Below are 22,247 nucleotides of genomic sequence, written 5' to 3' on the forward strand. Positions count from 1 at the left end.
TCAGTTGTTCCCGGCCGCTGCGGACAGCTCCTCCGTCGTGGCGGAGATCAGTTCCGCCCACGACTTCTCGAACTTGTCCACGCCTTCGCGCTCGAGTACCTGGAACACGTCGTCGAGGTCGATGCCGACGGCCGAGAGCTTGTCGAAGACCTCCTGCGCGGCCGCGGCGGTGCCGCTGACCGTGTCGCCGCGGATCTCGGCGTGGTCGGCGACGGCCTCGAGTGTCTTCTCCGGCAAGGTGTTCACCGTGTTGGGCGCGACCAGCTCGGTGACGTACATGACGTCGGAGTAGTCCGGGTTCTTCACGCCGGTCGAAGCCCACAGCGGGCGTTGGCGATTCGCGCCCGCGGCGGCGAGGTGGTTGTAGGTGGAGGTGTGCGCGCCGCCGTCGAACACGTCCTGGTATTCGGCGTAGGCCAAGCGGGCGTTGGCGATTCCGGCCTGCCCGCGCAGCGCGAGGGCCTCCTCGGAGCCGATCGCCTCGAGCCGCTTGTCGATCTCGGTGTCTACTCGGGACACGAAGAACGAAGCGACCGAATGGATCTTGCCCAGATCGTGGCCAGCGGTCTTGGCGCTGCGCAGCCCGTCGAGGTAGGCGCCCATCACGGCGCGGTAGCGCGCGACGGAGAAGATCAGCGTCACGTTCACGCTGATGCCCTCGGCGATCACCCGGGTGATCGCGGGCAGGCCGGCCTCGGTGGCCGGGATCTTGATGAACAGGTTGGGCCGGTCCACCGTCTTCCACAGGTCGATGGCCTGCGCGATGGTCTTGTCCGCGTCGAAGGCGAAGCGGGGGTCGACCTCGATGGAGACGCGGCCGTCCACCCCGTTGGACGCCTCGAACACGCCCGCGAAGACATCACAGGCGGAGCGCACGTCGTCGGTGGTGATGGTGCGGATCGCGGCGTCGGCGTCCGCGCCCTGGGCGGCAAGCTCTTTGAGCTGTCCGTCGTAGGCGTGGCCCTTGCTCAGCGCACCCTGGAAGATGGTCGGGTTGGTGGTCACCCCGACGACGCTGCGGGTCTCGATCAGCTCGGCGAGGTTGCCGGACTGGATGCGGTCGCGCGACAGGTCGTCGAGCCACACCGAGACTCCGGCGGCGGACAGGGCGGCGGTATTCGCGTTCTGTGTCATGAGCGCTTATCCCTTCACGTTTTCGACGGCGCCGCTGTTCTCGAACGTGGTGAGCGCGGCGGCGACCACGGCTTCGGTGGTGATTCCGAACTCGCGGAACAGGGTCTTGTAGTCGGCGGACGCACCGAAGTGCTCGATCGAGACGATCTCGCCCGCGTCACCGGCGAACCGGTGCCACGGCATCGCGATACCGGCCTCGACCACCACGCGCGCGGTGATCGACGGCGGCAGTACCTCGTTGCGGTAAGCCTGGTCCTGCGCATCGAACCACTCCACGCACGGCATCGACACCACCCGGGTTCCGATGCCACGCTCCTCCAGGCTAATCCGCGCGCCGACCGCGAGCTGGAGCTCCGAACCGGTAGCGATGAGGATCACCTGCGGGGTGTCGGTGGAGGATTCGGCCAGGATGTAGCCGCCCTTCTTCACGCCCTCGTAGCTGGTGCCCTCCTGGATCGGCAGATCCTGGCGGGTCAGCGCGAGCGCCGACGGCCCGTCCTGGTGCGGCATCTCCGAGACCGAGAAGTGCGAGGTGTGCTCGCTGCTGTCGCGCTCGAGGATGGTGCGCCACGCGTAGGTGGTCTCATTGGCGTCGCCGGGGCGGACCACGTTGAGGCCGGGGATGGCGCGCAGCGCGGCGAGGTGCTCGATCGGCTGGTGCGTCGGGCCGTCCTCGCCGAGGCCGATGGAGTCGTGCGTCCAGACGTAGATGGCGGGCACGCGCATCAGCGCGGCCAGGCGCACCGCGGGACGCATGTAATCGCTGAACACCAGGAAGGTGCCGCCGTACGGGCGGGTCGGGCCGTGCAGCGCGATGCCGTTGAGGATCGCGCCCATGGCGTGCTCGCGCACACCGAAGTGCAGGGTGCGTCCGTACGGGTTGGCCTTCCACATGCCGGTCGAGATCGACTCGGGGCCGAAGCTCGCCTCGCCGGACATGGTGGTGTTGTTGGACTCCGCGAGGTCGGCCGAGCCGCCCCACAGCTCCGGCAGCACCGGCGCCAGCGCGGCGAGCACCTTGCCGGAGGCCTTGCGGGTGGCGACGCCCTTCGGGTCCGGCTCGTAGGTCGGCAGGTTGTCGGCCCAGCCCAGCGGCAGGTCGCGCTTGGCGAGCCGGTCGAACAGGGCCTTGTTGTCCGGGTTGGCCTGCGCCCACGCGTCGAACTGCTGCTGCCACTGCGCGTGCGCCTGCTTGCCGCGATCGATGGCCTTGCGGGTGTGCGCGATCACCGCGTCGTCGACCTCGAAGGTGTGCTCCGGGTCGAAGCCGAGGATCTTCTTGGTGGCGGCCACCTCGTCCGCGCCGAGGGCGGCACCGTGCGCGGCGCCGGTGTTCATCTTGTTGGGCGCGGGGTAGCCGATGATGGTGCGCAGCACGATGATCGACGGCTTGCCGGTCTCCGCCTTGGCGGCGGCCAGCGCCGACTCGATGGCGACGACGTCCTCGCCACCCTCGACGACCTGCACGTGCCAGCCGTAGGCCGCGTAGCGCTTGGCGACGTCCTCGTCGAAGGCGATGGTGGTGTCGTCCTCGATGGAGATCTTGTTGTCGTCGTAGATCAGCACGAGGTTGCCGAGCTGCTGGGTGCCGGCGAGCGAGGACGCCTCGGAGGTGACGCCCTCCTCCATGTCGCCGTCGGAGGCGATCACGTAGATGAAGTGGTCGAACGGGCTGGTGCCCGGCGCGGCGTTCGGGTCGAACAGGCCGCGCTCGCGGCGGGCGGCCATCGCCATGCCGACCGCGGAGGCCAGGCCCTGGCCGAGCGGCCCGGTGGTGATCTCGACGCCGTCGGTGTGCCGGAACTCGGGGTGGCCCGGGGTGAGCGAGCCCCACTTGCGCAGGTTCTTCAGATCGTCCAGTTCCAGACCGTAACCGGCCAGGTAGAGCTGGATGTACTGGGTGATGCTGGAGTGACCGCAGGACAGCACGAAGCGGTCCCGGCCCACCCAGCTCGGGTCGCTCGGGTCGATCCGCATGGTGCGCTGGTAGAGGGAGTACGCCAGCGGCGCCAGGCTCATCGCGGTGCCAGGGTGGCCGTTGCCTGCGTTCTGCACCGCGTCGGCGGCGAGCACCCGGATCGTGTCGACGGCCTTGGTGTCCAGATCCGTCCAGTCGTCCGGGTGATTCGGCTGAGTGAGGGCGCGGATGTCGTCTGTGACTGACACGACCGAGGTTCTCCTGACATTGGTTTCGTCGACGGCGGCTTTACTGGCGGCGATGAACGCACGGCAGCGGCGCGTGCATACCGGGTGTGTACCCAACCACCCTAGATGTGCCCATTGAGCGGGGTGCGGGGAACCCTGTCTTTATTTGCCCCGCGCACGGCGCTCGAAACCCGCGTGCGGCCGGGGTTCTCCGGAGCCGTGGCGCGCCGTCAGCTGGGTCACATTCCCAATGTTGTTGCGTGGGGCTATGCGAGGAGCGCGCTCGGCGGGGTCTACCATCCTCTGTAGTAGTAGCCGCGCCGCACGGCTGAAGAGGCGCCGAGGCGGGCGAAGGTCCAGCTCTCGCGCATCCAGCTCAGCGGGACCGAGCGTGCTGCTTGGTCCATGCCGGATGCGATGCACAGCGTGCGAGGAGAAACAGTGCGGATTGGGCAACAGCCGGGTGGCAATGGCGCGCACGGCTCCGCTCCGACGGCGCTGGCGGACCGGTTCGCCGGGCCAGGGCTGCCGTCCCGACTACTGCGACGAGTGCTCGCGTACATCGCGCTCACCAAGCCGCGGGTCATCGAATTGCTGCTCGTCGCGACGATTCCGACGATGCTGCTCGCCGATCGGGGGCACATCGACATCCGCCTCATCCTGGTCACCCTCTTCGGTGGCTGGATGGGCGCGGCCAGCGCGAACACGCTGAACTGCGTCGCCGACGCCGACATCGACAAGGTGATGAAGCGGACCGCGAAGCGCCCGCTGGCCAGGGAGGCGGTGCCCACCTCGCACGCCTTCGTGTTCGGTGTGGTGCTCGGCCTCGGCTCGTTCGCCTGGCTGTGGTGGCAGGCGAACCTGCTCAGCGGCGTCCTCGTTGTCGCGACGATCCTGTTCTACGTCTTCGTCTACACCCTCGGTCTCAAGCGTCGCACCTCGCAGAACGTGGTGTGGGGCGGTGCCGCGGGCTGCATGCCCGCCCTGGTCGGCTGGTCCGCGGTGACCGGCGGCATCGGCTGGCCCGCCGTCGTGCTGTTCGGCGTCATCTTCTTCTGGACGCCGCCGCACACCTGGGCGCTGGCCATGCGCTACAAGGAGGATTACCGCGCGGCCGGCGTGCCGATGCTGCCGGTTGTGGCCACCGAGCAGGTGGTGACCAAGCAGATCGTCATCTACACCTGGCTCACCGTGCTCGCCACCTTAGCGCTGGTCCCCGCGACCGGCGTGGTCTACGCGGCCGTGGCGCTGGTGGCCGGAGCGTGGTTCCTGCTCATGGCGCACCAGCTGTACTCCGGCGTGCGGCGCGGCGAATCGGTGAAGCCGCTGCGGCTGTTCCTGCAGTCGAACAACTATCTCGCCGTGGTGTTCTGCGGCCTGGCGGTCGATTCCGTGCTCGGCTGGGACACCGTCGGCAGCTTCTTCTGATCCACCGTCAGTCGCGGTGGGCCAGGTAGCCGTCGGGCCTGATCGCGACCCGGGTGCCGTCGACCGCGTGGTACGCGGCGAACGCATGGCCCTCGACATCGATGACGTGCCGCCCGGCTGCCGTGGTGCCGGGCCGGACCACGGCGTAGGCCTCGATGCCGGTGGGTAGTTCGCCGGTTTCGCCGAAGCACAGCAGTGTTGCGTGCGGGCCGCGGAACAGGTCGAACAGGCGGATCGGGTTGTCTGCCATGTCTTTCAGCGGGGCGTCGGGGGCGCGGTCACCCGCCACGAGTGGCCCACGGTCGCCGGGGTCGCGGTAGCTGATGTCCAACTGCTGGGTTTCCGGGCCGCGCCGCATCGCGTCCTCGGCGCCGTCGACCAGCTTGTCCAGCAGCGCAGTGCTGATACCGAGCACGCGGGCGGCGACCGCCCTGCGCTCGGATTCGTAACTGTCCAGCAGTGATTCGTCCCCGTGCAGCGCGGCGGCCAGCTTCCAGCCGAGGTTGTACGCGTCCTGGATACCGGTGTTCATGCCCTGCCCGCCGGTCGGCGGGTGGACGTGCGCGGCGTCACCGGCGAGGAAGACGCGCCTGTCGCGGAACCGTTCGGCCAGGCGGATATTCGGCCGCCACACCGTCACCCAGGTGAGCTCGGACAGCGTGATGTCGGTGCGGCCGGAGTACCGGTCGAGGTACTCCTGCAGTACCGCGAGGGTCGGCTCGGCATCGTCGGTCAGTGGCGCCGCGAACTGGAACTGGCGGCCGCCGGGCAAGGGGGACATGGCGATTCCCTCCATCGGCCGATCGGACCCGGCGAACCAGTAGCCGACGGTGTGGTCGAGGGCGTCGGCCCGGACGTCACCGAGCAGCATTCGCAGCGACTCGTCGGTGCTGCCCTCGAACGCGATACCGAGCGTCTTGCGCACCGTGCTGCGGCCACCGTCGGCGCCGACCAAGTACGCGGCGCGGACCGTCTCCTCGGCGTCCCCGCGCGTCAAGGTCGCGGTGACCCCGGTCGCGTCCTGGGTGAACGTGCGCAGCGCGGTGCCGAGCTCGACCCGCACGCCGAATTCCGCGAGCCGTGCCCGCAGGATCGCCTCGGTATCGGACTGCCCGAGCATCCACGGGTTCGGGTAGGGGAGCGCGGGCGTCGGCTCGATCGGTTCCCCCATCCGGTGCTCGCCGACGAACTCGCCGTCGAGGTAGGCCCGCATGATCGGCACCGGGATGCCCGCCGCCAGCACCGCGTCGAGCACACCGAGGTCGTCGAACACTTCGAGGGTGCGGGGTTGGATGCCGTCACCGCGCGAGCCCGCGAAGAACTCGGTGGCCTGATCGACGATTCGCACCGGGATGTCCCGGCGGGCCAGGTCGAGGGCGAGGGTCAAACCGGTGGGTCCGGCGCCCGCGACAAGTACCTGCTCGTGCATGTTCAGCTCCTGAATTTAAATTCAATGAATACTGATTCAGTATTGGAGTTGGTACCTTGCCTGTCAAGGAGGTGGGTGCGGGTGTCGATGAGTCGCAAGGAGAAGTCGGCCGAAACCGAGCACGCGCTGAAGGCGGCGGCGCTGCGCCTATTCGCCGAGCGCGGCTACCTGAACACCAAGATTGTCGACATCACGACGGCGGCGGGCCGCGCGGCCGGGTCGTTCTACAACCATTTCGCGGGCAAGGAAGAGCTACTCCAGGCGCTGCTGGACGATGTCGCGGCGGCGGGCGATGTGACCGCGGAGGGGCCGGATCACAACCCGGACTTCACCGATCCCGCGGCGATCCGCTTCCACGTGGAGCACTACTGGATCTCGGCGCGGCAGCACTGGGCGGTGTTCCGGTCGATCCAGCAGGCGGCGCTGGTCAACGACGAATTCGCCAGACAGGCCGGGCAGTTCGCGATGCGGCAGCGGCGCGACATCGCCAACCATCTGGACGGTTTCGGTCCGGGCGGACCCACGCTGCCGAGCACGCCCGACGCCAGCCTGGCGATGATGTTCCTGCTCACCACGGGCATGGTGCAGGCGGTCGAGGAGGGCGCGATCGAGTTGACCGACAAGCAGGCGGTGGACGGCCTGACGCGGTTCATCTATCGCGGCCTGACCGGACGCGACTACTGAGCCGGTTCAGGAACCGGGCAGCAGGACGATGGAGCCGGTGGTCTTGCGCGCCTCGAGATCGCGGTGCGCCTGCTCGGCCTCGGCGAGCGGGTAGGTCGCGCCGATCCGGATCCGCAGCGTGCCGTCGCCGATGGCGTTGAGGATGTCCGTTGCGCGCCAGAGCAGTTCGGCGCGATCACGGGTGTAATGGGCGAGCGTCGGCCGGGTGACGAACAACGAGCCCGAGCCGGCCAGGCGCTGGAGGTCGAACGGGGGAACCGCGCCGCTGGCGCCACCGAAGAGTGCGAGCATGCCGCGGACCCGCAGCGCGGCGAGGCTGGCCTCGAAGGTGGCCGCGCCGACGCCGTCGTACACCGCGGCCACGCCCACCCCGTCGGTGAGCGCGCGTACCTGGTCGGCGAGGTCGTCGCCGTAACGCAGCACCTCGGCCGCGCCGGCCTCGCGGGACAGCTTCTCCTTCGCATCGGTGGACACGGTGGTGATCACCCGGGCGCCGCGGGCCGCGGCGAGCTGGGTCAGCGCCAGGCCGACACCGCCCGCACCCGCGTGCACCAGCACCGACTCGCCCGGCTGCGGGGTATAGATCGATTCGAGTAGATAGTGCGCGGTCATGCCTTGCAGGAGCGCGGACGCGGCCACCTTCGGGTCGACCTCGCCGGGCACCTTGACGGCCACCGCGGCGTTCACCGCGACCCGCTCGGCGTAGCTGCCCGGCCCGGCCGCCCACGCGACGCGGTCGCCGACGGCGAACTCGGTGACGTTCGCGCCGACCTCGGCGACCACGCCGGAGCCCTCGGCGCCGGGCACATAGGGCACGTCCTGCGGATAGCGACCGGTGCGGATATAGGTGTCGATGAAGTTGATGCCGACGGCCTGGACGTCGACGAGCAGCTGATCGGGTCCGATCCGCGGGTCCGGCACCTCGACGTACCGCAGGACTTCGGGACCACCGTGTTCGGACACCTGAATCGCACGCATGAGATCTGTTCTACACCTTCCCGATCGACCCGTCGGACCCGGCGGTGGCGGACAATTCCGGCACGGGGACTGGACCGTTTGCTACTGGCCGGTAAACTCCGTGCCATGAGTGCTGAAGCCGCCACGGCCCCGGTGAAGTTGTCGGGCGCCCTCGTGGAGTCCGTCAAGGGTTTCGTCGCCGAGCACGACGGTTCGGCCACGGCCGTGCTGCAGCCGCTCGGCCGCGCCGGCGTCCGGGTGACGCTGGTCGGTGCCGACGGCATCCTCGGCGACCGGGTCGTCACCGATATGGCCACCGCGAAGGAGCTCGTCGCTACGATCGACGGTCTCACCGAGGCCGACGAGTGGGACCGGGAACTGACCTCGATCGTCACCCCGCGCAAGTCGCACTGGGCGCAGATGGCCGGTTGGGTGGCCAAACAGAAGCGATTCCCCAAGGCGCGCAACGAGAACTGAGCGATGCGCGGGACGCGGCTGTTCGGCCGCCTCGGTGCGGCACTGCTTGCCGGGTGGACGGTGCTGGTGGCTCCGGCGACTCCGGCGACCGCGCAGCAGAGCAACGCGCTGCGAGTGTGTACGCCCGGCGACTATCCGCCGTACTCGATCGCCGAGGGCTCCGGCGAATATCGCGGCGTGGACATCGAACTGGCGCGCGGCTTCGCCGAGCTGCTCCGCAGGCCGATCCAATTCGTTCCGATCACCTGGGCGACGCTGAAGACGGATTTCGCTGAGCGCCACTGCGATATCGCGGTCGGTGGCATCTCCGACCAGCCCGCGCGCCGCGTCTTCGCCGACTTCTCGATCGTCTACGGCACCGACGGCAAGACGCCGATCACGCGCCGCACCAGCGGCGCCGACTACGCGACGATCGAGCAGATCAACCGCCCCGAGGTGCGGGTGATCGCGAATCGCGGTGGCACGAACGAGGAGTTCGCCCGCAAGAACTTCCCCGACGCCCAACTGACCCTCTGGCCGGAGAATCTCACCATCTTCGACGAGGTCGAACAAGGCAGGGCCGACGTCTTCGTCACCGACGCCGTCGAGGGCCGCTACCGCGTCCGCCAGCACCCGGGCCTGCAGGTTCTGCACCCGGACGAGCCGTTCGACTCGTTCGGCAAGGTACTGCTGATCCGCAAGGACGACCCGATGCTGGCCACGCTGCTCAACGCGTACCTGACCACCCAGCTCGCCACCGGCGCGGTGGATCGCCTGTTCGACCAGTGGATCGGACCCGACGCGACGGTCCCGATCTAGTCCGACGGTCTCGTGGTGGCGAGCCACTCGAGGTAGCGGTCCATCCAGCTGTCGCAGGGCAGGCCGCGCGGCTCCATGGCGAAACCGTGGCCACCGTCGGCGTAAACGTGCAGCTCCGCGGCGTGGCCTGCGGATCGCCATGCTTGGTAGCGGGCCAGATTCCCGGGCACGACGTTATCGTCGGGGTCGTCGCCGGCGAGGGCGAGGAACAGCGGCGGTGCGTCGGCCGGGACGGTGTAGTCGTGCCATGCCGGGGCGTACAGCGCGGCGGCGTGGTCGGGGCGGCTTTGCTGGTCGTAATCTGCTGCGGCACTGCAGGACAGTTGCCCGCCCGCGGAGAAACCGAGGATGCCGATGTGCCGTGGATCGACCTTCCAGGTGGCGGCGCGCTCGCGGACGAACTGGACTGCTCGGCGCGCGTCGGTGGCCGCCGGATAGGACTGCGCCTCGATATCGGCCATCGTGTAGTCGGTGGCCCAGTGCCGGTGGAAGTCCTCATCGCGTGGCGTCGAGGGCAGCAGGCGATAGCGCAGCACGAATGCGGTGCAGCCTTGTGCGGCAAGGGCATCGGCGACATCGGCGCCGGTCCCTGTGGTGAGCGTGATGAAGCTACCGCCGGGACAGACGATGACGGCGGTTCCGGTCGCGCGCGCCGGATCCGGCCGGTGGACGGTCAGTGCCGGTTCGGTGACATTGCGAATCAGCGTGACCGCCTTGCCGTCCGACAAGCCGGGGACGGTGGTCACCTGGCCGTACGGTGACGGCAGGCGTGGACTCGAGCCCGGCCACAGCGGGATGATCTCTTCGGATGTCGTTGTGTTCATGTGGGTTCCGTTTCAGCTGGTGGCCACGGTGACCGTGCCTGCGTCACCGTCGACGGTGACCGGTGCGCCGTCGGGCAGCCGCTCGGTGGCCACGCCGGTGCCGAGCACGGCGGGAATGTGATACTCGCGGGCCACGATCGAACTGTGGCTCAGCGGCCCGCCGACGTCGGTGACGACTGCGGAAGCCAGGGCGAACAGCGGCGTCCAGGCCGGTGTGGTGATCTTGGCGACCAGCACGTCGCCGGGGCGGAGGCGGCTGAAATCACTGGGGCCGTGGACTATTCGCGCAGGCGCCGTCACGCGGCCGGGACTGCCGGGCACGCCCTTGACCATTGCGCCGGAATCCTGGTCAGCGCCCGCGGGCAGCAGCTTGGAGAAGTCGAGGCCGAGGAGCTTCGCGCCGCCGCCTGCCGGTAGCGCATGCGGCGGGGTCACCATCCGCTGCGCCGCCGCGGTTGCCCTGCGCTCAGCCACCAAGGCGCGTGAATCTTTCACTGGGCGAGCGTTATCCAGTGCCTGCGCCGCCTCCTGTAGTTCGTCGACACGCAGCCAGAAAACGTCCTCATCCGTGCCGAGTGCGCCGGCGGCCACAAGACGTCGACCGAGCTCGCGCAGCAGGCGACGCACGGTCGGCCAGCCGAGGCCGACATCCGCGAGACCGTTCTCGCGCAACGGGCTCATGGTCTGCGCCCAGCGCAGCAAACGCAGTGTCAGCCAACGCCGTACACCCGGCCGCCTCGCCTGGAGGGCGCGCATCGCCTGCTCCCGCATCAGCTGTGCGTTGCGCTGACGGTCGCGCGGATCGTGTGCCGCCGGGGTACCGAAGAATGCGAGCGTCTGCAACATCGGTGCCGGATCGTCTACGGGCAGTGGTGCGGCGAAGTCGAGGTCGTAGACGGTATCGCCGTAGGTTGCCAGGTGGTCGGCGAACCGGCTGAGGAACTCGTGCCACGCCTGGTTGCCACTGCTCGCGTCCTTGTCGTGCAGCAGCGCGAGAAGGTCTGTGCCCGAGAGGTTCTCGACTCGGTCGGGCAGGCCCGGCTGCGTGTGGATCCAGCGAGCCAGTTCATAGAGCGACTTCTCCGCGCGCAACGGCTTGCTGTCGAAGCCGAGCAGAAAGGTGAGCGCGGCCGGGTCGTCGCGCCGCTTCATCGTCTTGTACGCCGCCGAGAACAGGCCCTCGCTGATGTACGTCGCCGGCAGCACACCCCCTTGCAGCGTGAGGTAGTAACGCGCCGCCTCCTCGACGACCGCCCTGGCGGCCTCCAACAACTCGGTGGCGGATGCCTTGGCCGGATTCAGCCCGTTCTTCTCCGCGGTGACCTCGGTATACCGTGCGTGCCCTGCTCGCCACCGCTGTGGCGCGGTGCGTAGTGCACGGGGCAAGGTCGACGCCAGAAATCGGGGCTGCGCCACCAACATTCGAGCGAGCATCCCCGGTGTGTAGGTGATGTCGTAGTAGCCGTAGCCGTTGATCACCACCAACGGATCGTCGAAGTAGGGCAGCCCGAGGTCGCGATACCGGTCCTTGGTGGCCTTGCCGAACGCAGGCAGGCCCAGCGTGGCGAACAGCGGCGACAGTGGCTCCGGCAGTAGTTCCAGCACGCTGGCCCGCATGTACTTGCCCTTGCGGTCGGGCAGCTCCCACTCGGTCGGCGGCTCGAGTACGTCGGGCAGCACGGTGATCGGCCGTGCCTGCACGATGAACAACTCGTCCTCGTGCACCGCCCACTCGAGATCCATGGGCTGCCCGTACAGCTCTTCGATCCGCACGGCGAGCGCGGTCAGCTCGGCGGCTCGATCGGAATCGAGCACCCGCGCGTTCCTTTGCTCCTCGGGTACCGCGATGTCCTCGGTGCCCGCTGCCGTGCGCACGGTCATCAGGCGCTTGTCACTGATGTCCTCGCGCAGGATCTGCCCGTCGGACTTCGCGACGAGAAGCGTGTCGGGCGTGACGTTTCCGCTGACGATGGCCTCCCCGAGACCCCAGGCCGCGTTGATCATCACCCGGTCCCGCGCACCGGTCAGCGGGTCCGCGGTGAACAGCACTCCGGCGGCGTCGGCGGGAACGAGCTCCTGCACGACCACCGCCAAGCTCACCTCGTCGGACTCTATGCCTTGGCGGGCGCGGTAATCGATGGCCCGCGCGGTCCACAGCGACGCCCAGCAGCGTTGCACCGCGGCCAAGACCTGGTCGGCGCCGCGGATATTGAGATAGGTCTCCTGTTGCCCGGCGAAGGACAACTCCGGCAGATCCTCGGCGGTGGCCGAGGAACGCACCGCTACCGCGACCTCGTCCCCGAGCTGGGCGTAGGCGACGCGCACGGCCGCGGTGATCTCCTCCGGCACAGGCTGTTCGGCGAACAGCCCGGCGATCTCCGCCGCTGCGGCTTCGATGGAGGCGGGCCGATCCGGGTCCGCCGCGGCGACCGTCCGAAGGATCTTTTCGCGCAGATTCGCGCGTTCGACGAAGTGCCGATACGCGGCCGTGGTGACGTGAAACCCCGGTGGCACCGGCAGTTCCGCTGCGGCCATTCGGGCGAGTGAAGCGCCCTTGCCACCGGCCACCTCCAATGTGGCCCGGGTGTCGTCCAAGTCGAGGACGAGTGGATCGCTGGTGGTCATCAGATCTTTCCTTCCTGCGGGGCCGGCTCGGCGCCGAAATTCGCGCCGGCGCGCGCCAGCTGGTCGAGCAGCAGCGCTTTGCCACGGGCGAGGTCGGCGCCCTCGGACGGGGTCAGCGCCCGTTCGAGCAGGTCGGCCAGTGTGGTGAGCAGTTCATCGGCGGACGGCTGGTCCGGGTCGGCGGGTTCGGCCCGATCCGATGGCAAGGTGCGCCGGATAGCGGGGGTCAATGCGTCGAGAATGAAAGCGGCCGTACGGATATCGACGTCGGAGCGAACCGTGCCCGCCTCCTGCATGGCGAGCAGGAAGTCGCCGGTGCCGAGTTTCGGCAGCCGGTCGAAGACGTTGCCCGGCTTGCGCAGGTACTTGCCCAGGATGTCTTCGTCGCGCGCGACGACCGCGGCGGCGAGCGGCAGCCGGGTGAGCGTGTGCACCATCGCCCGGTAGACGCTGGCCACACTGCCAGCCTGCGGGTCCGCCTCCAGCTGCGCCCGCCACATGTCCGCGTATCGGCTCAACTCACGTCGCACCGTCGCCTCGACGAGCTCGTCTTTCGACTTGAACTGCAAATACACCAAACCCCGGTGCAGGGCGACGGCATCGGCGACATCACCCATCGTCAGCTTGTTGTAGCCGATCCGGCACAGCAGGTCGGCCGCCGCGTCGAGGATGGCCTGCTCGCGTTCGAATTCGTTGACACTCATTTTTTGTCACCTTGACATATTTTGAGAAGTTGTCAAAAGCGACCGTACGCCTGCCCTGGGCACGCGTCAACGGGTTGTCGAGCGGACTCTTACCGGTTACGTAAAGATCCTTGCGGCAAGGGATTCGGCGGGGTGCGTGCTCAATACTCCCCGCGCACCAGGTTCCGTGGCTCTGCACCGGCCACGAAGCGGAGGATCTCCGCGCGGACCACCGCGTAGCCGCGTTCGTAGCTGCCGGTGCTGTTCCCGCCGACGTGCGGGGTGAGCAGGAGGTTCGGGGCGGTCCAGAGGGGGTGGCCCGGTGGCAGTGGCTCGGGGTCGGTGACGTCCAGTGCCGCGCGGAGCCGGCCTGATCGCAGCTCGGCCAGTAGGGCATCGGTCCGGACGATCGGCCCGCGGGCGATGTTGACGAGAATGGCGTTGTCGTCCATCGCGGCGAGGAAGGCGGCGTCGACCATACCGGTGGTGCGCGTGGTGACCGGGACAGTCAGGACGACGACGTCTTTTCCGGGGAGCAGCGCGGGTAGTTCGTCGACGCTGTGCACCCCGTCGCGGGCCCGGGTGCCGACCAGGGTCACCTCGGTGTCGAAGCCGTCGAGCCTGCGGACGAGCTCGGCGGCGAGATCGCCGGCGCCGACCACCAGAATCCGCTTGCCTGCCAATGTTCCGGTCTGATGGAAGGTCCACTGCTGGGCGCGCTGCGCGTCGGCGAAGCCGCCGAGCTCGCGGTAGATGTGCAGCAGCGCGGCCATCACCCACTCGGCCGAGCTGCCGCCGTGCGCACCGCGTCCGGTGGACAGGCGCACGCCGTCGGGTAACCGGCTGATCCAGCCCTCGGCGCCCGCGGTCATCATCTGCACCAGTCGCAGCTTGGGCAGCCGGGTCAGGTCGACGGTGTCGGCGCGGGAAAGGAACTTGGGCACCAGCACTTCCGCGTGTTCGGCGCCGTCGGGCAGCGGCTCGCCCGCTTCGTAGCGCAACGGCTGGATGTCGTCGATTCCGGACAGAACCTCGAAGCCGTAGTCGTCCGGCACCAGAACAATGACCGCCATGCTGGCCAGGTTAGCGGTCCCGGCCGGGCGCGCAGCCGGCTGGACTTTTTCCGGTACACCGCGGTGCGGAAGCGCAATAGTCCGCTGAGGCCTGTACTGTCTGGGTCAGTTGGTCGAATCGGGCCGATTTGCCGCAGAGTGACATATCAGTCGGCTAAATTGAGCCCGGTCGGGGGTGGAGCCGGCGGAATCGAGGTAGTGGTGGTCGACAGGGTCGCTCGGGTGTCCGAGCCACTGGTGCGGTGGGGATTCGAGCTGGTTCTGACGAGTCTGCGGACCTTCGGCCGGACCCTCCAGCTCGCCGTCGCCGCGTTCAGCTATCTCGTCGGCGACATCCTCGGGCTGCGACATCCCTGGCGGGACACGCTGCAGCAGGGCTGGTTCATCGTCAGCGTCACCGCGATTCCCGCAGTGCTGGTGGCGATTCCGTTCGGCGTGATCGTCTCGGTGCAGGTCGGCAGCCTGACTCAGCAGGTGGGCGCGACCTCGGTGGCGGGCGCGGCGGGCGGGCTCGGCGTCATCCGGCAGGGCGCGCCGATGGTGACCGCGCTGCTGCTCGGCGGCGCGGCCGGATCGGCCATCGCGTCGGACCTGGGAGCACGCACGATCCGCGAGGAAGTAGACGCGTTGCGCACCATGGGCATCGACCCGGTGCGGCGGCTGGTCGCCCCGCGGCTGGCGGCCATGATCGTGCTGACGCCGCTACTGTGCCTGCTGGTCATCTTCATGGGCGTGTTCACCGGATATGTGGTGGCGGTCGGGTTCCAAGGGGTGACGCCGGGCAGCTATCTATCCTCCTTCGCGGCCTTCGCGACCATGGCCGATCTCGCGGTGGCGATCGGCAAGTCGGTCATCTTCGGCGTGATCGTGCTGATCGTCGCCTGCCAGCGCGGGCTCGAAGCGACGCACGGGCCCAAGGGTGTCGCCAACGCGGTCAACGCCGCGGTGGTGATCGGGGTGATCGCCGCGTTCGGCGTGAATCTCGTGATCACGCAGCTGGTTTCGATGTTCCTGCCGCAGAAGGTGGGCTGATGACGGAAATCCCGGCCCAGTATCGGCCGTTCGGCCGCGCAGGTCGCCTTGTCGAGCGCGGTACGCGCGTACCGCTGACGCTGTTCGAATCCTTGGGCCACCAGCTGACTTTCGTGGTTCAGGTGCTCGCCGCGATACCGCATACCTTGCGCGCGTACCGGCGCCAGACCATGGTGACGCTCACCGACATCACCTGGGGCAGCGGCAACATCATCGTCGGCGGCGGCACGGTGGCGGTGCTGGTCTTCCTCGGCGTCGCGGTCGGCGGCTCGATCGGCGTGGAGGGTTTCACCGCACTGAACATGGTCGGCATGGGGCCGCTCACCGGCTTCGTCTCCGCCTACGCCAACACCAGGGAGATGGCGCCGATGGTGGCCGCGATCGGATTCGCGGCCCAGGCGGGCTGCCGGATGACCGCCGAGATCGGCGCGATGCGCATCTCCGAGGAGATCGACGCACTGGAAGCCATTGGTATCCGGCCGATTCCGTTCGTGGTGAGCACCAGGGTGATCGCGGGCATGATCACGATCGTCCCGCTGTACCTGCTGACGCTGATCCTCAGCTACCTCTCCTGCGCGGTGGTGGTGAATGTGCTGCACGGCCAGTCCTCGGGCACCTACTACCACTACTTCGACGCCTTCCTGCAGCCCGGCGACGTGGTCGCCTCGCTGATCAAGGCGACGGTGTTCGTGGTGATGATCATCCTGATCCACGGCTATCAAGGGTTTTACGCGACCGGCGGGCCGGAGGGCGTCGGGCGGGCCTCCGGCCGGGCGATCCGCGCGAGCCTGGTGCTGGTGGTGGTCGCGGACATGATCATGACGATCGTCTTCTGGGGGCTCGATGTCGGAATCAAGATTTCGGGGTGACTGATGCCGATATTCGTTGATCTTTCCGGCCGGGCCGCCGGGCGGTGGATGCTGCGGCTCCGTGGGCTGGTCGTCGCCGCCGTCATCCTGGTGGTCGCGGTGGTCACCACGCAGTACGCCCAGGGAAAATTCGCGGACCGGTTCACCCTCACCATCGATGCGGCCACCCTCGGTGAGGGGCTCGCGCCGGGCGCGGAGGTGAAGTTCCGCGGCTTCGCGATCGGCACGGTGCGCACGGTGCGCACCGTCGACTACGGGCACCAGCGCATCGAGCTGGCGCTGAATCGGCACCAGGCCGGTGCGTTGACCGATGATGTGTCGGCGCGGTTCACCTCGTCGAATATCTTCGGTTCCAGCGCAATCGAGTTGGTGAACACCGGCAAGGGCGGGCGGCTGCCGGAGAACACCACGCTGTTCATCGGCGCCAACGCGTCCAACGCGACGGTGTCGAGCGTGTTCCGCCGGGCGGCGCGCCTGACCCAGGTGCTCGACTCCGACACGGTGCGCGCGCTGTTCGATCTGCTGCTGGACAACACCGCGTCGATGGGTCCTGCGGTGCGGTCGTTCTTCGCCACCGCCCGGGTGCTGGCCATGAACCAGCGTGCCCCGCTGGGGCATTACCTGGATATCGGCGCCGACGTCGGCGCGGGCGTCGCGCAGACCACGTCACCGGTGGTCGAGGTGATCCTCGGGGTGCTCGACAGCAGCGAATACTTCGGCAGCCTCGAAAACCGCGAGCGGACCAAGCAATCGCTGTCCGGCCTGGACACCGAGCTGCTGCTACCGGTCACCGATCTGCTGCGCAGGAACAACCCGGACCTGGCCGTCACCCTCGGCGGCGTCCTGGATCTGGTCGTGCCGATCAGCGCGTCGATCGGCACGGTCGCGCCCGCGTACCACCGGCTGCCCGCCTTGCTCGCCCGGATCGACAGCGCGTTCCCGGTGGTCGACGGCCGGGTGCAGCTGCAGCTCGAGGTGATCGTGAAAAACATGCCCTACCTGGCCGACTCGATAATCGGGGTACCGCGATGAACAGTGTGACCGCCGCTGCGGTGAAGCTCGGCGTTTTCGTCGCGATCGTCGCGGTGTGCTCGGCATTCATCGTGGCCGCGCTGAATACGCCGGTGCCCGACGACAAGGTCTCCTACGACGCTGTCTTCACCGATGTCTCGGGGTTGTACGCCGGGGACGTGGTGCGCATGTCGGGCGTGGCCGTCGGAAAGGTCGACAGCGTCGAATTGGACGGCGCGCACGCCCGCGTCCGGTTCACCGTGGACCGCAAGCGCCCGCTCTACGACAACACCGAAGCCGCTGTGCGCTACCAGGATCTGATCGGACAGCGCTACCTCGAGGTGTTGACCGCGAAATCGGGCGGCGTGCGCCTCGCGCCGGGTGGCACTATCCCGGTGCAGCGCACCATCCCGAGTTTCGATGTGTCCACCCTGTTCAACGGCTTCAAGCCGCTGTTCGACACGCTGGACACCGCACAGCTCAACCAGTTCGGCACGAACATTCTGCGGGTGCTGCAGGGCGATGGCAGCGGCATCGGGCCCGCGCTGGCCGATCTCGACCGGCTCACCAAGCACGCCAAGAGCAGCGAGGCGGTGGTGGTGCTGTTGATCAACAACCTCGGCGCGATCTCCCGCTCGATCGGCGGAAAGTCCGCGGCGGTAGGCGATCTCGTCAAACAGTTGAACGGCGTGCTCAACCAGTTCGGCAGCCGGACCGCGATGATCGTGCACGCCGTCGAGCAGGCGAATCGCACTCTGGTGCCGCTCATTCCGCTGCTCGAGGAGCTGCAAGGAGCCTACGACGACAGTTACCCGCCGTTGGACGGACTGCTGCGCAGGTTGCTGCCGCAGACCGATCAGCTGGTCGAAATCCTGTCGCTGGTGCCGTCGTTGATCGCCGGGCTGAACCAGAACATTCCCGTCGGCGGCACCGCGAAGACGTACTCCTGCGCCGGGGGCGAGCTCGGGCTGCCTGGCATCGGCGATGTCGTACTCGGCAATCAGAAGCTGGTGGTGTGCAAATGATCGGTGTGGCAAGGCAACTCATCGGGCTGCCGTGGCGGCTGTTCGGCGAGGTGAAACAGTTACGCGCGGAGAAGTCGGAATCCTGGTCGCAGATGCGGTGGGGGATAGCCGGTGTGCTGGTGAGCGTGCTCGGTCTGCTCGCCGCCGCGGTGCTGTACGTGGTGCCCTTCGGTGAGCAGTCCTATACGGCGGACTTCCGTAACTCGGGCGGCGCCCGCACCGGCGACGAGGTGCGGATCGCGGGCATCAAGGTGGGCCAGGTCCGCTCGGTGGAGCTGGTCGGCGACCACGTGGAGGTGCGCTTCGGCGTGGACCGCGAGGTCCGGGTCGGTGACGCCTCGTCGGTGGCGGTGAAGATGCTGACGCCGATCGGCGGACACTACCTCTCGCTCGCTCCGCAGGGGGAGCGAGCGCTGGGTGGCAAGCACATTCCACCGGAACGGACCACCACCCCGTTCGAACTGACCGACATCATCGACGTCGCCACTCCGGTGCTCAGCCAGGTCGACGGAACCACCCTGCGCAGCACCATTGCCGAGGTGAACGCGGCGCTGGCCGGTCAGCCCGACGCGGTGCGCTCGATCATCGGCAACTTCAACGACCTGACCGGCGTGCTGGCCGAGCGGTCGACCCAGCTGGACTCCGCGGTGCGGGTGTCCGACGAATACATCGGCGCGATCGCGACCGACCGGGCGGTGCTGGCCGACTTCGTGCGCGAACTCGGTGGCGTCGCCGTGGTGCTCGGGCAGCGCAGGGGCGAGGTCGTGCAGGTCTTCGAACTGTTGAAGCGGTTCTTCGCGGTGCTGCACCGGCCGGTCATGGCCTACGGCGACTCGATCGAGCCGTCGGTCGCCGAGTTCGAGCAGCTGTTCAACAAACTCGTGCAGGATCCCGGCCGGCTCGACACGGTCATCGCGGGGATCAAGGACTTCATCGGCAAGATCTCCGCGATGCTCGGCGTGGACGGTGTGACCATCGACCAGTCCGCCAGCGTGATACGCGGTCCGGCACTGTGCATTCCGTTCGAGGGGAGGGCTTGCTGATGCGTGCGTGGATACGAGCGGGCGTGGTCGTCGGCGCGATGCTGGTCACCGTCGCGGTGGTGGTCGGCGTGAGCGGAGCGTCCTGGCTGGATCGGGTACAGCCCGCCGAGCAGCGTGTGTGTGCCGAATTCACCAACACCGTCGGGCTTTACGAGGGCAACAGCGTCACGATGCTCGGCGTGGAGGTCGGCACCGTCTCCCGCATCGAAGCACTCGGCGACCGGATGCGCGTGACCATGACGATCGACGGCAAGCTGACGTTGCCCGCCGACGTCGAGGCGGTCACCATGTCGAGCTCGATCGTCACCGACCGGCGCGTCGAGCTGACCAAGACCTACACCGGCGGCCCGACATTCGATACCGCGCGCTGTGTTCCGTTGGCACGCACCAAGACGCCGGTCGGCATCAGCGAGGCGTTGGACGCGCTCGGCAAGCTGTCCGGCGATCTGCTCGGCGCGCAGCGGTCACCGACACCGGGCGCACCATCGGACACGCTGCTCGACGACACCCTCACCGGCGCGGTCCGTACCCTCGACGGCACTGGCCCACAGTGGAATTCGCTGCTCCAGCGGCTGTCCCAGGTGATCGGCGATCCGGCCGACCGCGACGTGGTGATCCGCAAGCTCGTCGACAATCTCGACCTGCTCACCACGATGTTCATCACCAACTGGCCGGATATGCAAGCGCTGCTGGGCAACCTGAACAACGGCATCGCCTTGGTCCACGGCTTCTCCGCGGAACTGTCCAGGGCGGTGGATCTGGCGCTCGAGTTCCTGCCGGTGCTCGCCCGCAATGTCGGCAAGTACGACCAGCAGTCCTTCGAATTCCTGGATCGGATCGTGCCGGAGGTGCATCGCTATGCGGTGCTGGCGGGCAGCATCGTCGATCTGCTGGTGCAGCTGCCGCCGCTGGCCGGTCGGCTGGCCCAGGTGTACGACCCGGCCGCCGGTGCGGTGCGGGTGAATTACCGTCCGCCGCACTACGAGTCGGCCGACGGCAGTCAACCCGGTCTGGTCCGGGTCATCCTCGGCTCGCTGGGGGCGCCATGAAACGGCTGATTCCGGCGCTCGCCGCGGTGGTCCTGGTGCTGACCGGCTGTGGCGTGCGCGCGACCGACGTACCTATCCCCGGCACGTATCTGGCGGGCGACACCTTCGCGATCCGGATCGAATTCGGCTCGGTGCTCAACCTGCCGGACCGGGCCAAGATCATCGCCGAGGGCGTCGAGGTGGGCATGCTCGACCGGATCGAGCTCGTCGGGGATACCGCGGTCGCCACGGTGGATTTGAAAGCCGATGTGCGACTGCCCAAGTCGACCACCGCGGAACTGCGGCAGAGCACCATCCTCGGTGACATCCACATCGCGTTGCAGGCACCGGCGAACGCCGGTCCACCGTTCCTGGTGAACGGTGATGTCATCCCGCGCAGCCGCACGGTGCCCGCCGCCAATGTGGAGGACATCCTGCGAGCGATGTCGAACATCGTCACCGGCGGCCGCTTCGGTGAGATGCAGGAGCTCGTCGCCGGCGTCAACGCCGCCTTCCCGACCGACCCGGCGGATCTGTCCCGCATCCTGGCCGGCGGCCGCAACGCGCTGCACGACCTCGCCACGCACACCGGCGAACTCGACCGCATCCTGGCCGCCGCCGCCAGCGTGACGACGACACTCGAGGCGAACAAGAATAATGTCGACCGCACGCTCACCCTCGGGCCCGGCCGCGCCGCCGGCCTGTCGGAGGTGCTGTTCGGCCTGGTCCAGTTGATCATCGACGGCGGCGAATTGGCCACGTACGTGGGCGATCTCGCGCTCCCGCTGCGCGGCGACCTGCACGACATCATCGGCATCCTGGCACCCGCGGCCCGCACCATCGGCAGCGCCGACACCACGGTGCCGATGAACGTCGCCGCGATGAACCGGTTGTTGCGCGACAAGCTGATCCCGTTCTTCAGTGCGCCGCCCAACATTCGGGTGCAGCGGGTGACGCCCGAGGCGGTCGCCGCCGACGCCGCGGCCCGCTCGGACGAGATGATCCAGGTGCTCCGGTCGATAGGAATGGTCCGATGAAGCTCTCCGGTCCGGTCTCGCTGGTGCTGCTGCTCGTGCTGACCGTGGTGTGCGCGGCGTACCTGGCCGTCGGGGTGCTCGACATCGATCCGCGCCGCAGCACGAATACCGTGACCGTGCTGATGGATTCGTCCGGTGGTCTGATGGAGACCTCCCAGGTCGACCTGCGCGGTATGCGGATCGGCAAGGTGCGCGCCATCACCGCCACCGGCACCGGGCTCGCGGTGCGGATCGAGCTGGACGCGAAGTATCGGGTGCCGCTCGGCAGCGAGGTGCACGTCAGCAATCTGTCGGCGGCGGGCGAGCAGTTCATGGACTTCCGCCCGACCGGCACGGCGGGCCCGTACCTCACCGACGGCAGCGTCGTGCCGGCCCATCAGGTGCGTATCGCGACGACGGTCAGCGAGGCGCTGGCCAAGCTGGACGTGCTGAACGCGCAGATCGATCCGGTGAAGATCGAACAGCTCGCCGCCATTCTGTCGCAGGGTTACGCGGGCCGGGAGCGCGAGATCGCCAACCTCACCCGGACGCTGACCATGACGGCGCAGCTACTGCACGACAAGCGCGAGGCCATCACCCGGCTGTACCTGAACGGGCAGGATCTCGCCCAGAACTTCGACGGTTACGGGCCGGTGATCGGCGGCTGGGCCGACGATTTCACCGACCTGCTGCCCGAGGTGGTGCACCTGATCGAGGCGTTCCGCGGCTATTCCTATGCGGGCGAACATGTCTGGGACGAACCGCTCGGGCCGCTGGTGCGCAAGATCGACCAGTACCTCACCGTGCTGGGACCGGACCTGGCGCACATCGCCACCGCGTTGCGGCCGTCCACGAGTGTGCTGAAACCCGTTCGGGTGGACGCTGGCTCGATCATCCACCTGCTGTCGGCGACCTTCCCGGAGCACGGTACCGCCCGAATCACGCTCGACATTCCGAAGTAGAGAG

At 68.2% G+C, this 22,247-nt stretch carries 20 protein-coding genes; 12 read left to right on the top strand and 8 right to left on the bottom strand.

Annotated elements, in window-relative coordinates; genetic code table 11:
- A complete protein-coding gene (gene tal, locus ACIHA7_RS21080) occupies positions 1-1,134 on the bottom strand; it encodes a transaldolase (RefSeq protein WP_397291983.1) in 1,134 nt (377 codons plus the stop codon).
- Between the two features lie 6 nt (positions 1,135-1,140).
- Positions 1,141-3,300: a transketolase gene (gene tkt, locus ACIHA7_RS21085; RefSeq protein ID WP_397291987.1), complete on the bottom strand. Its 2,160-nt coding sequence runs from the start codon at positions 3,298-3,300 to the stop codon at positions 1,141-1,143.
- A gap of 384 nt (positions 3,301-3,684) precedes the next feature.
- Between tkt and ACIHA7_RS21090 the strand changes: the two genes are divergently transcribed.
- Positions 3,685-4,707: a heme o synthase gene (locus tag ACIHA7_RS21090; RefSeq protein ID WP_397291991.1), complete on the top strand. Its 1,023-nt coding sequence runs from the start codon at positions 3,685-3,687 to the stop codon at positions 4,705-4,707.
- A gap of 7 nt (positions 4,708-4,714) precedes the next feature.
- Here ACIHA7_RS21090 and ACIHA7_RS21095 read toward each other — a convergent pair whose 3' ends face one another.
- Entirely contained in the window at positions 4,715-6,136 is a 1,422-nt protein-coding gene (locus tag ACIHA7_RS21095) for an FAD-dependent monooxygenase (RefSeq protein ID WP_397291995.1), read from the bottom strand.
- A gap of 87 nt (positions 6,137-6,223) precedes the next feature.
- Between ACIHA7_RS21095 and ACIHA7_RS21100 the strand changes: the two genes are divergently transcribed.
- The gene (locus tag ACIHA7_RS21100; RefSeq protein ID WP_397293114.1) at positions 6,224-6,820 is read left to right on the top strand and encodes a TetR/AcrR family transcriptional regulator; all 597 of its coding nucleotides are present in this window, start codon (positions 6,224-6,226) and stop codon (positions 6,818-6,820) included.
- A 6-nt stretch (positions 6,821-6,826) separates the two neighbouring features.
- Here the strand turns inward: ACIHA7_RS21100 and ACIHA7_RS21105 are convergent, their stop codons facing one another.
- Positions 6,827-7,798: a quinone oxidoreductase family protein gene (locus tag ACIHA7_RS21105; RefSeq protein WP_397291999.1), complete on the bottom strand. Its 972-nt coding sequence runs from the start codon at positions 7,796-7,798 to the stop codon at positions 6,827-6,829.
- A gap of 105 nt (positions 7,799-7,903) precedes the next feature.
- On the opposite strand from ACIHA7_RS21105, the gene ACIHA7_RS21110 reads away from it, so the two are divergent.
- Positions 7,904-8,254 (top strand): hypothetical protein, encoded by a 351-nt coding sequence (locus ACIHA7_RS21110; protein ID WP_397292003.1) that lies wholly within the window; start codon positions 7,904-7,906, stop codon positions 8,252-8,254.
- 3 nt (positions 8,255-8,257) lie between these two features.
- Positions 8,258-9,052, top strand: coding sequence for a transporter substrate-binding domain-containing protein (locus tag ACIHA7_RS21115; protein WP_397292006.1), 795 nt, complete (start codon positions 8,258-8,260; stop codon positions 9,050-9,052).
- Here ACIHA7_RS21115 and ACIHA7_RS21120 read toward each other — a convergent pair.
- From ACIHA7_RS21120 to ACIHA7_RS21135, 4 genes are all read right to left on the bottom strand, one after another.
- Complete coding sequence (locus ACIHA7_RS21120; RefSeq protein WP_397292010.1) at positions 9,049-9,876, bottom strand: alpha/beta hydrolase; 828 nt, start codon at positions 9,874-9,876, stop codon at positions 9,049-9,051. The two genes, ACIHA7_RS21115 and ACIHA7_RS21120, sit on opposite strands and share 4 nt — an antisense overlap.
- A 12-nt stretch (positions 9,877-9,888) precedes the next feature.
- Positions 9,889-12,501, bottom strand: coding sequence for a PEP/pyruvate-binding domain-containing protein (locus tag ACIHA7_RS21125; protein ID WP_397292014.1), 2,613 nt, complete (start codon positions 12,499-12,501; stop codon positions 9,889-9,891).
- Positions 12,501-13,205: a TetR/AcrR family transcriptional regulator gene (locus ACIHA7_RS21130; RefSeq protein WP_397292018.1), complete on the bottom strand. Its 705-nt coding sequence runs from the start codon at positions 13,203-13,205 to the stop codon at positions 12,501-12,503. Before ACIHA7_RS21130 ends, ACIHA7_RS21125 begins: the two co-directional genes overlap by 1 nt.
- A gap of 140 nt (positions 13,206-13,345) precedes the next feature.
- Positions 13,346-14,257, bottom strand: a complete 912-nt coding sequence (locus ACIHA7_RS21135) for a 2-hydroxyacid dehydrogenase (protein ID WP_397292021.1) — start codon at positions 14,255-14,257, stop codon at positions 13,346-13,348.
- A 126-nt stretch (positions 14,258-14,383) separates the two neighbouring features.
- Here ACIHA7_RS21135 and ACIHA7_RS21140 point away from each other — a divergent pair, with 126 nt between their 5' ends.
- Genes ACIHA7_RS21140 through ACIHA7_RS21175 form a run of 8 tightly spaced genes read left to right on the top strand, consistent with a single transcriptional unit; the run spans position 14,384 to position 22,243 of the window.
- Positions 14,384-15,289, top strand: a complete 906-nt coding sequence (locus tag ACIHA7_RS21140; RefSeq protein WP_397293115.1) for an MlaE family ABC transporter permease — start codon at positions 14,384-14,386, stop codon at positions 15,287-15,289.
- Positions 15,289-16,158, top strand: coding sequence for an MlaE family ABC transporter permease (locus tag ACIHA7_RS21145; protein ID WP_397292023.1), 870 nt, complete (start codon positions 15,289-15,291; stop codon positions 16,156-16,158). Before ACIHA7_RS21140 ends, ACIHA7_RS21145 begins: the two co-directional genes overlap by 1 nt.
- Before the next feature lie 3 nt (positions 16,159-16,161).
- Positions 16,162-17,190 carry an MlaD family protein gene (locus ACIHA7_RS21150; RefSeq protein WP_397292025.1) on the top strand — a complete coding sequence of 343 codons (1,029 nt, stop codon included), beginning with the start codon at positions 16,162-16,164 and terminating at the stop codon, positions 17,188-17,190.
- Positions 17,187-18,194: an MlaD family protein gene (locus ACIHA7_RS21155; RefSeq protein WP_397292027.1), complete on the top strand. Its 1,008-nt coding sequence runs from the start codon at positions 17,187-17,189 to the stop codon at positions 18,192-18,194. Before ACIHA7_RS21150 ends, ACIHA7_RS21155 begins: the two co-directional genes overlap by 4 nt.
- Positions 18,191-19,237, top strand: coding sequence for an MlaD family protein (locus ACIHA7_RS21160; protein WP_397292029.1), 1,047 nt, complete (start codon positions 18,191-18,193; stop codon positions 19,235-19,237). The genes ACIHA7_RS21155 and ACIHA7_RS21160 overlap by 4 nt, the downstream gene beginning before the upstream one ends.
- A complete protein-coding gene (locus tag ACIHA7_RS21165; protein WP_397292031.1) occupies positions 19,237-20,286 on the top strand; it encodes an MCE family protein in 1,050 nt (349 codons plus the stop codon). Before ACIHA7_RS21160 ends, ACIHA7_RS21165 begins: the two co-directional genes overlap by 1 nt.
- A complete protein-coding gene (locus ACIHA7_RS21170; protein WP_397292034.1) occupies positions 20,283-21,302 on the top strand; it encodes an MlaD family protein in 1,020 nt (339 codons plus the stop codon). The genes ACIHA7_RS21165 and ACIHA7_RS21170 overlap by 4 nt, the downstream gene beginning before the upstream one ends.
- A complete protein-coding gene (locus ACIHA7_RS21175) occupies positions 21,299-22,243 on the top strand; it encodes an MlaD family protein (RefSeq protein WP_397292036.1) in 945 nt (314 codons plus the stop codon). The genes ACIHA7_RS21170 and ACIHA7_RS21175 overlap by 4 nt, the downstream gene beginning before the upstream one ends.
- Positions 22,244-22,247: the final 4 nt, after the last annotated feature.

Source organism: Nocardia sp. NPDC052316, assembly GCF_044547795.1.
In the GTDB taxonomy this organism is placed as follows: domain Bacteria; phylum Actinomycetota; class Actinomycetes; order Mycobacteriales; family Mycobacteriaceae; genus Nocardia.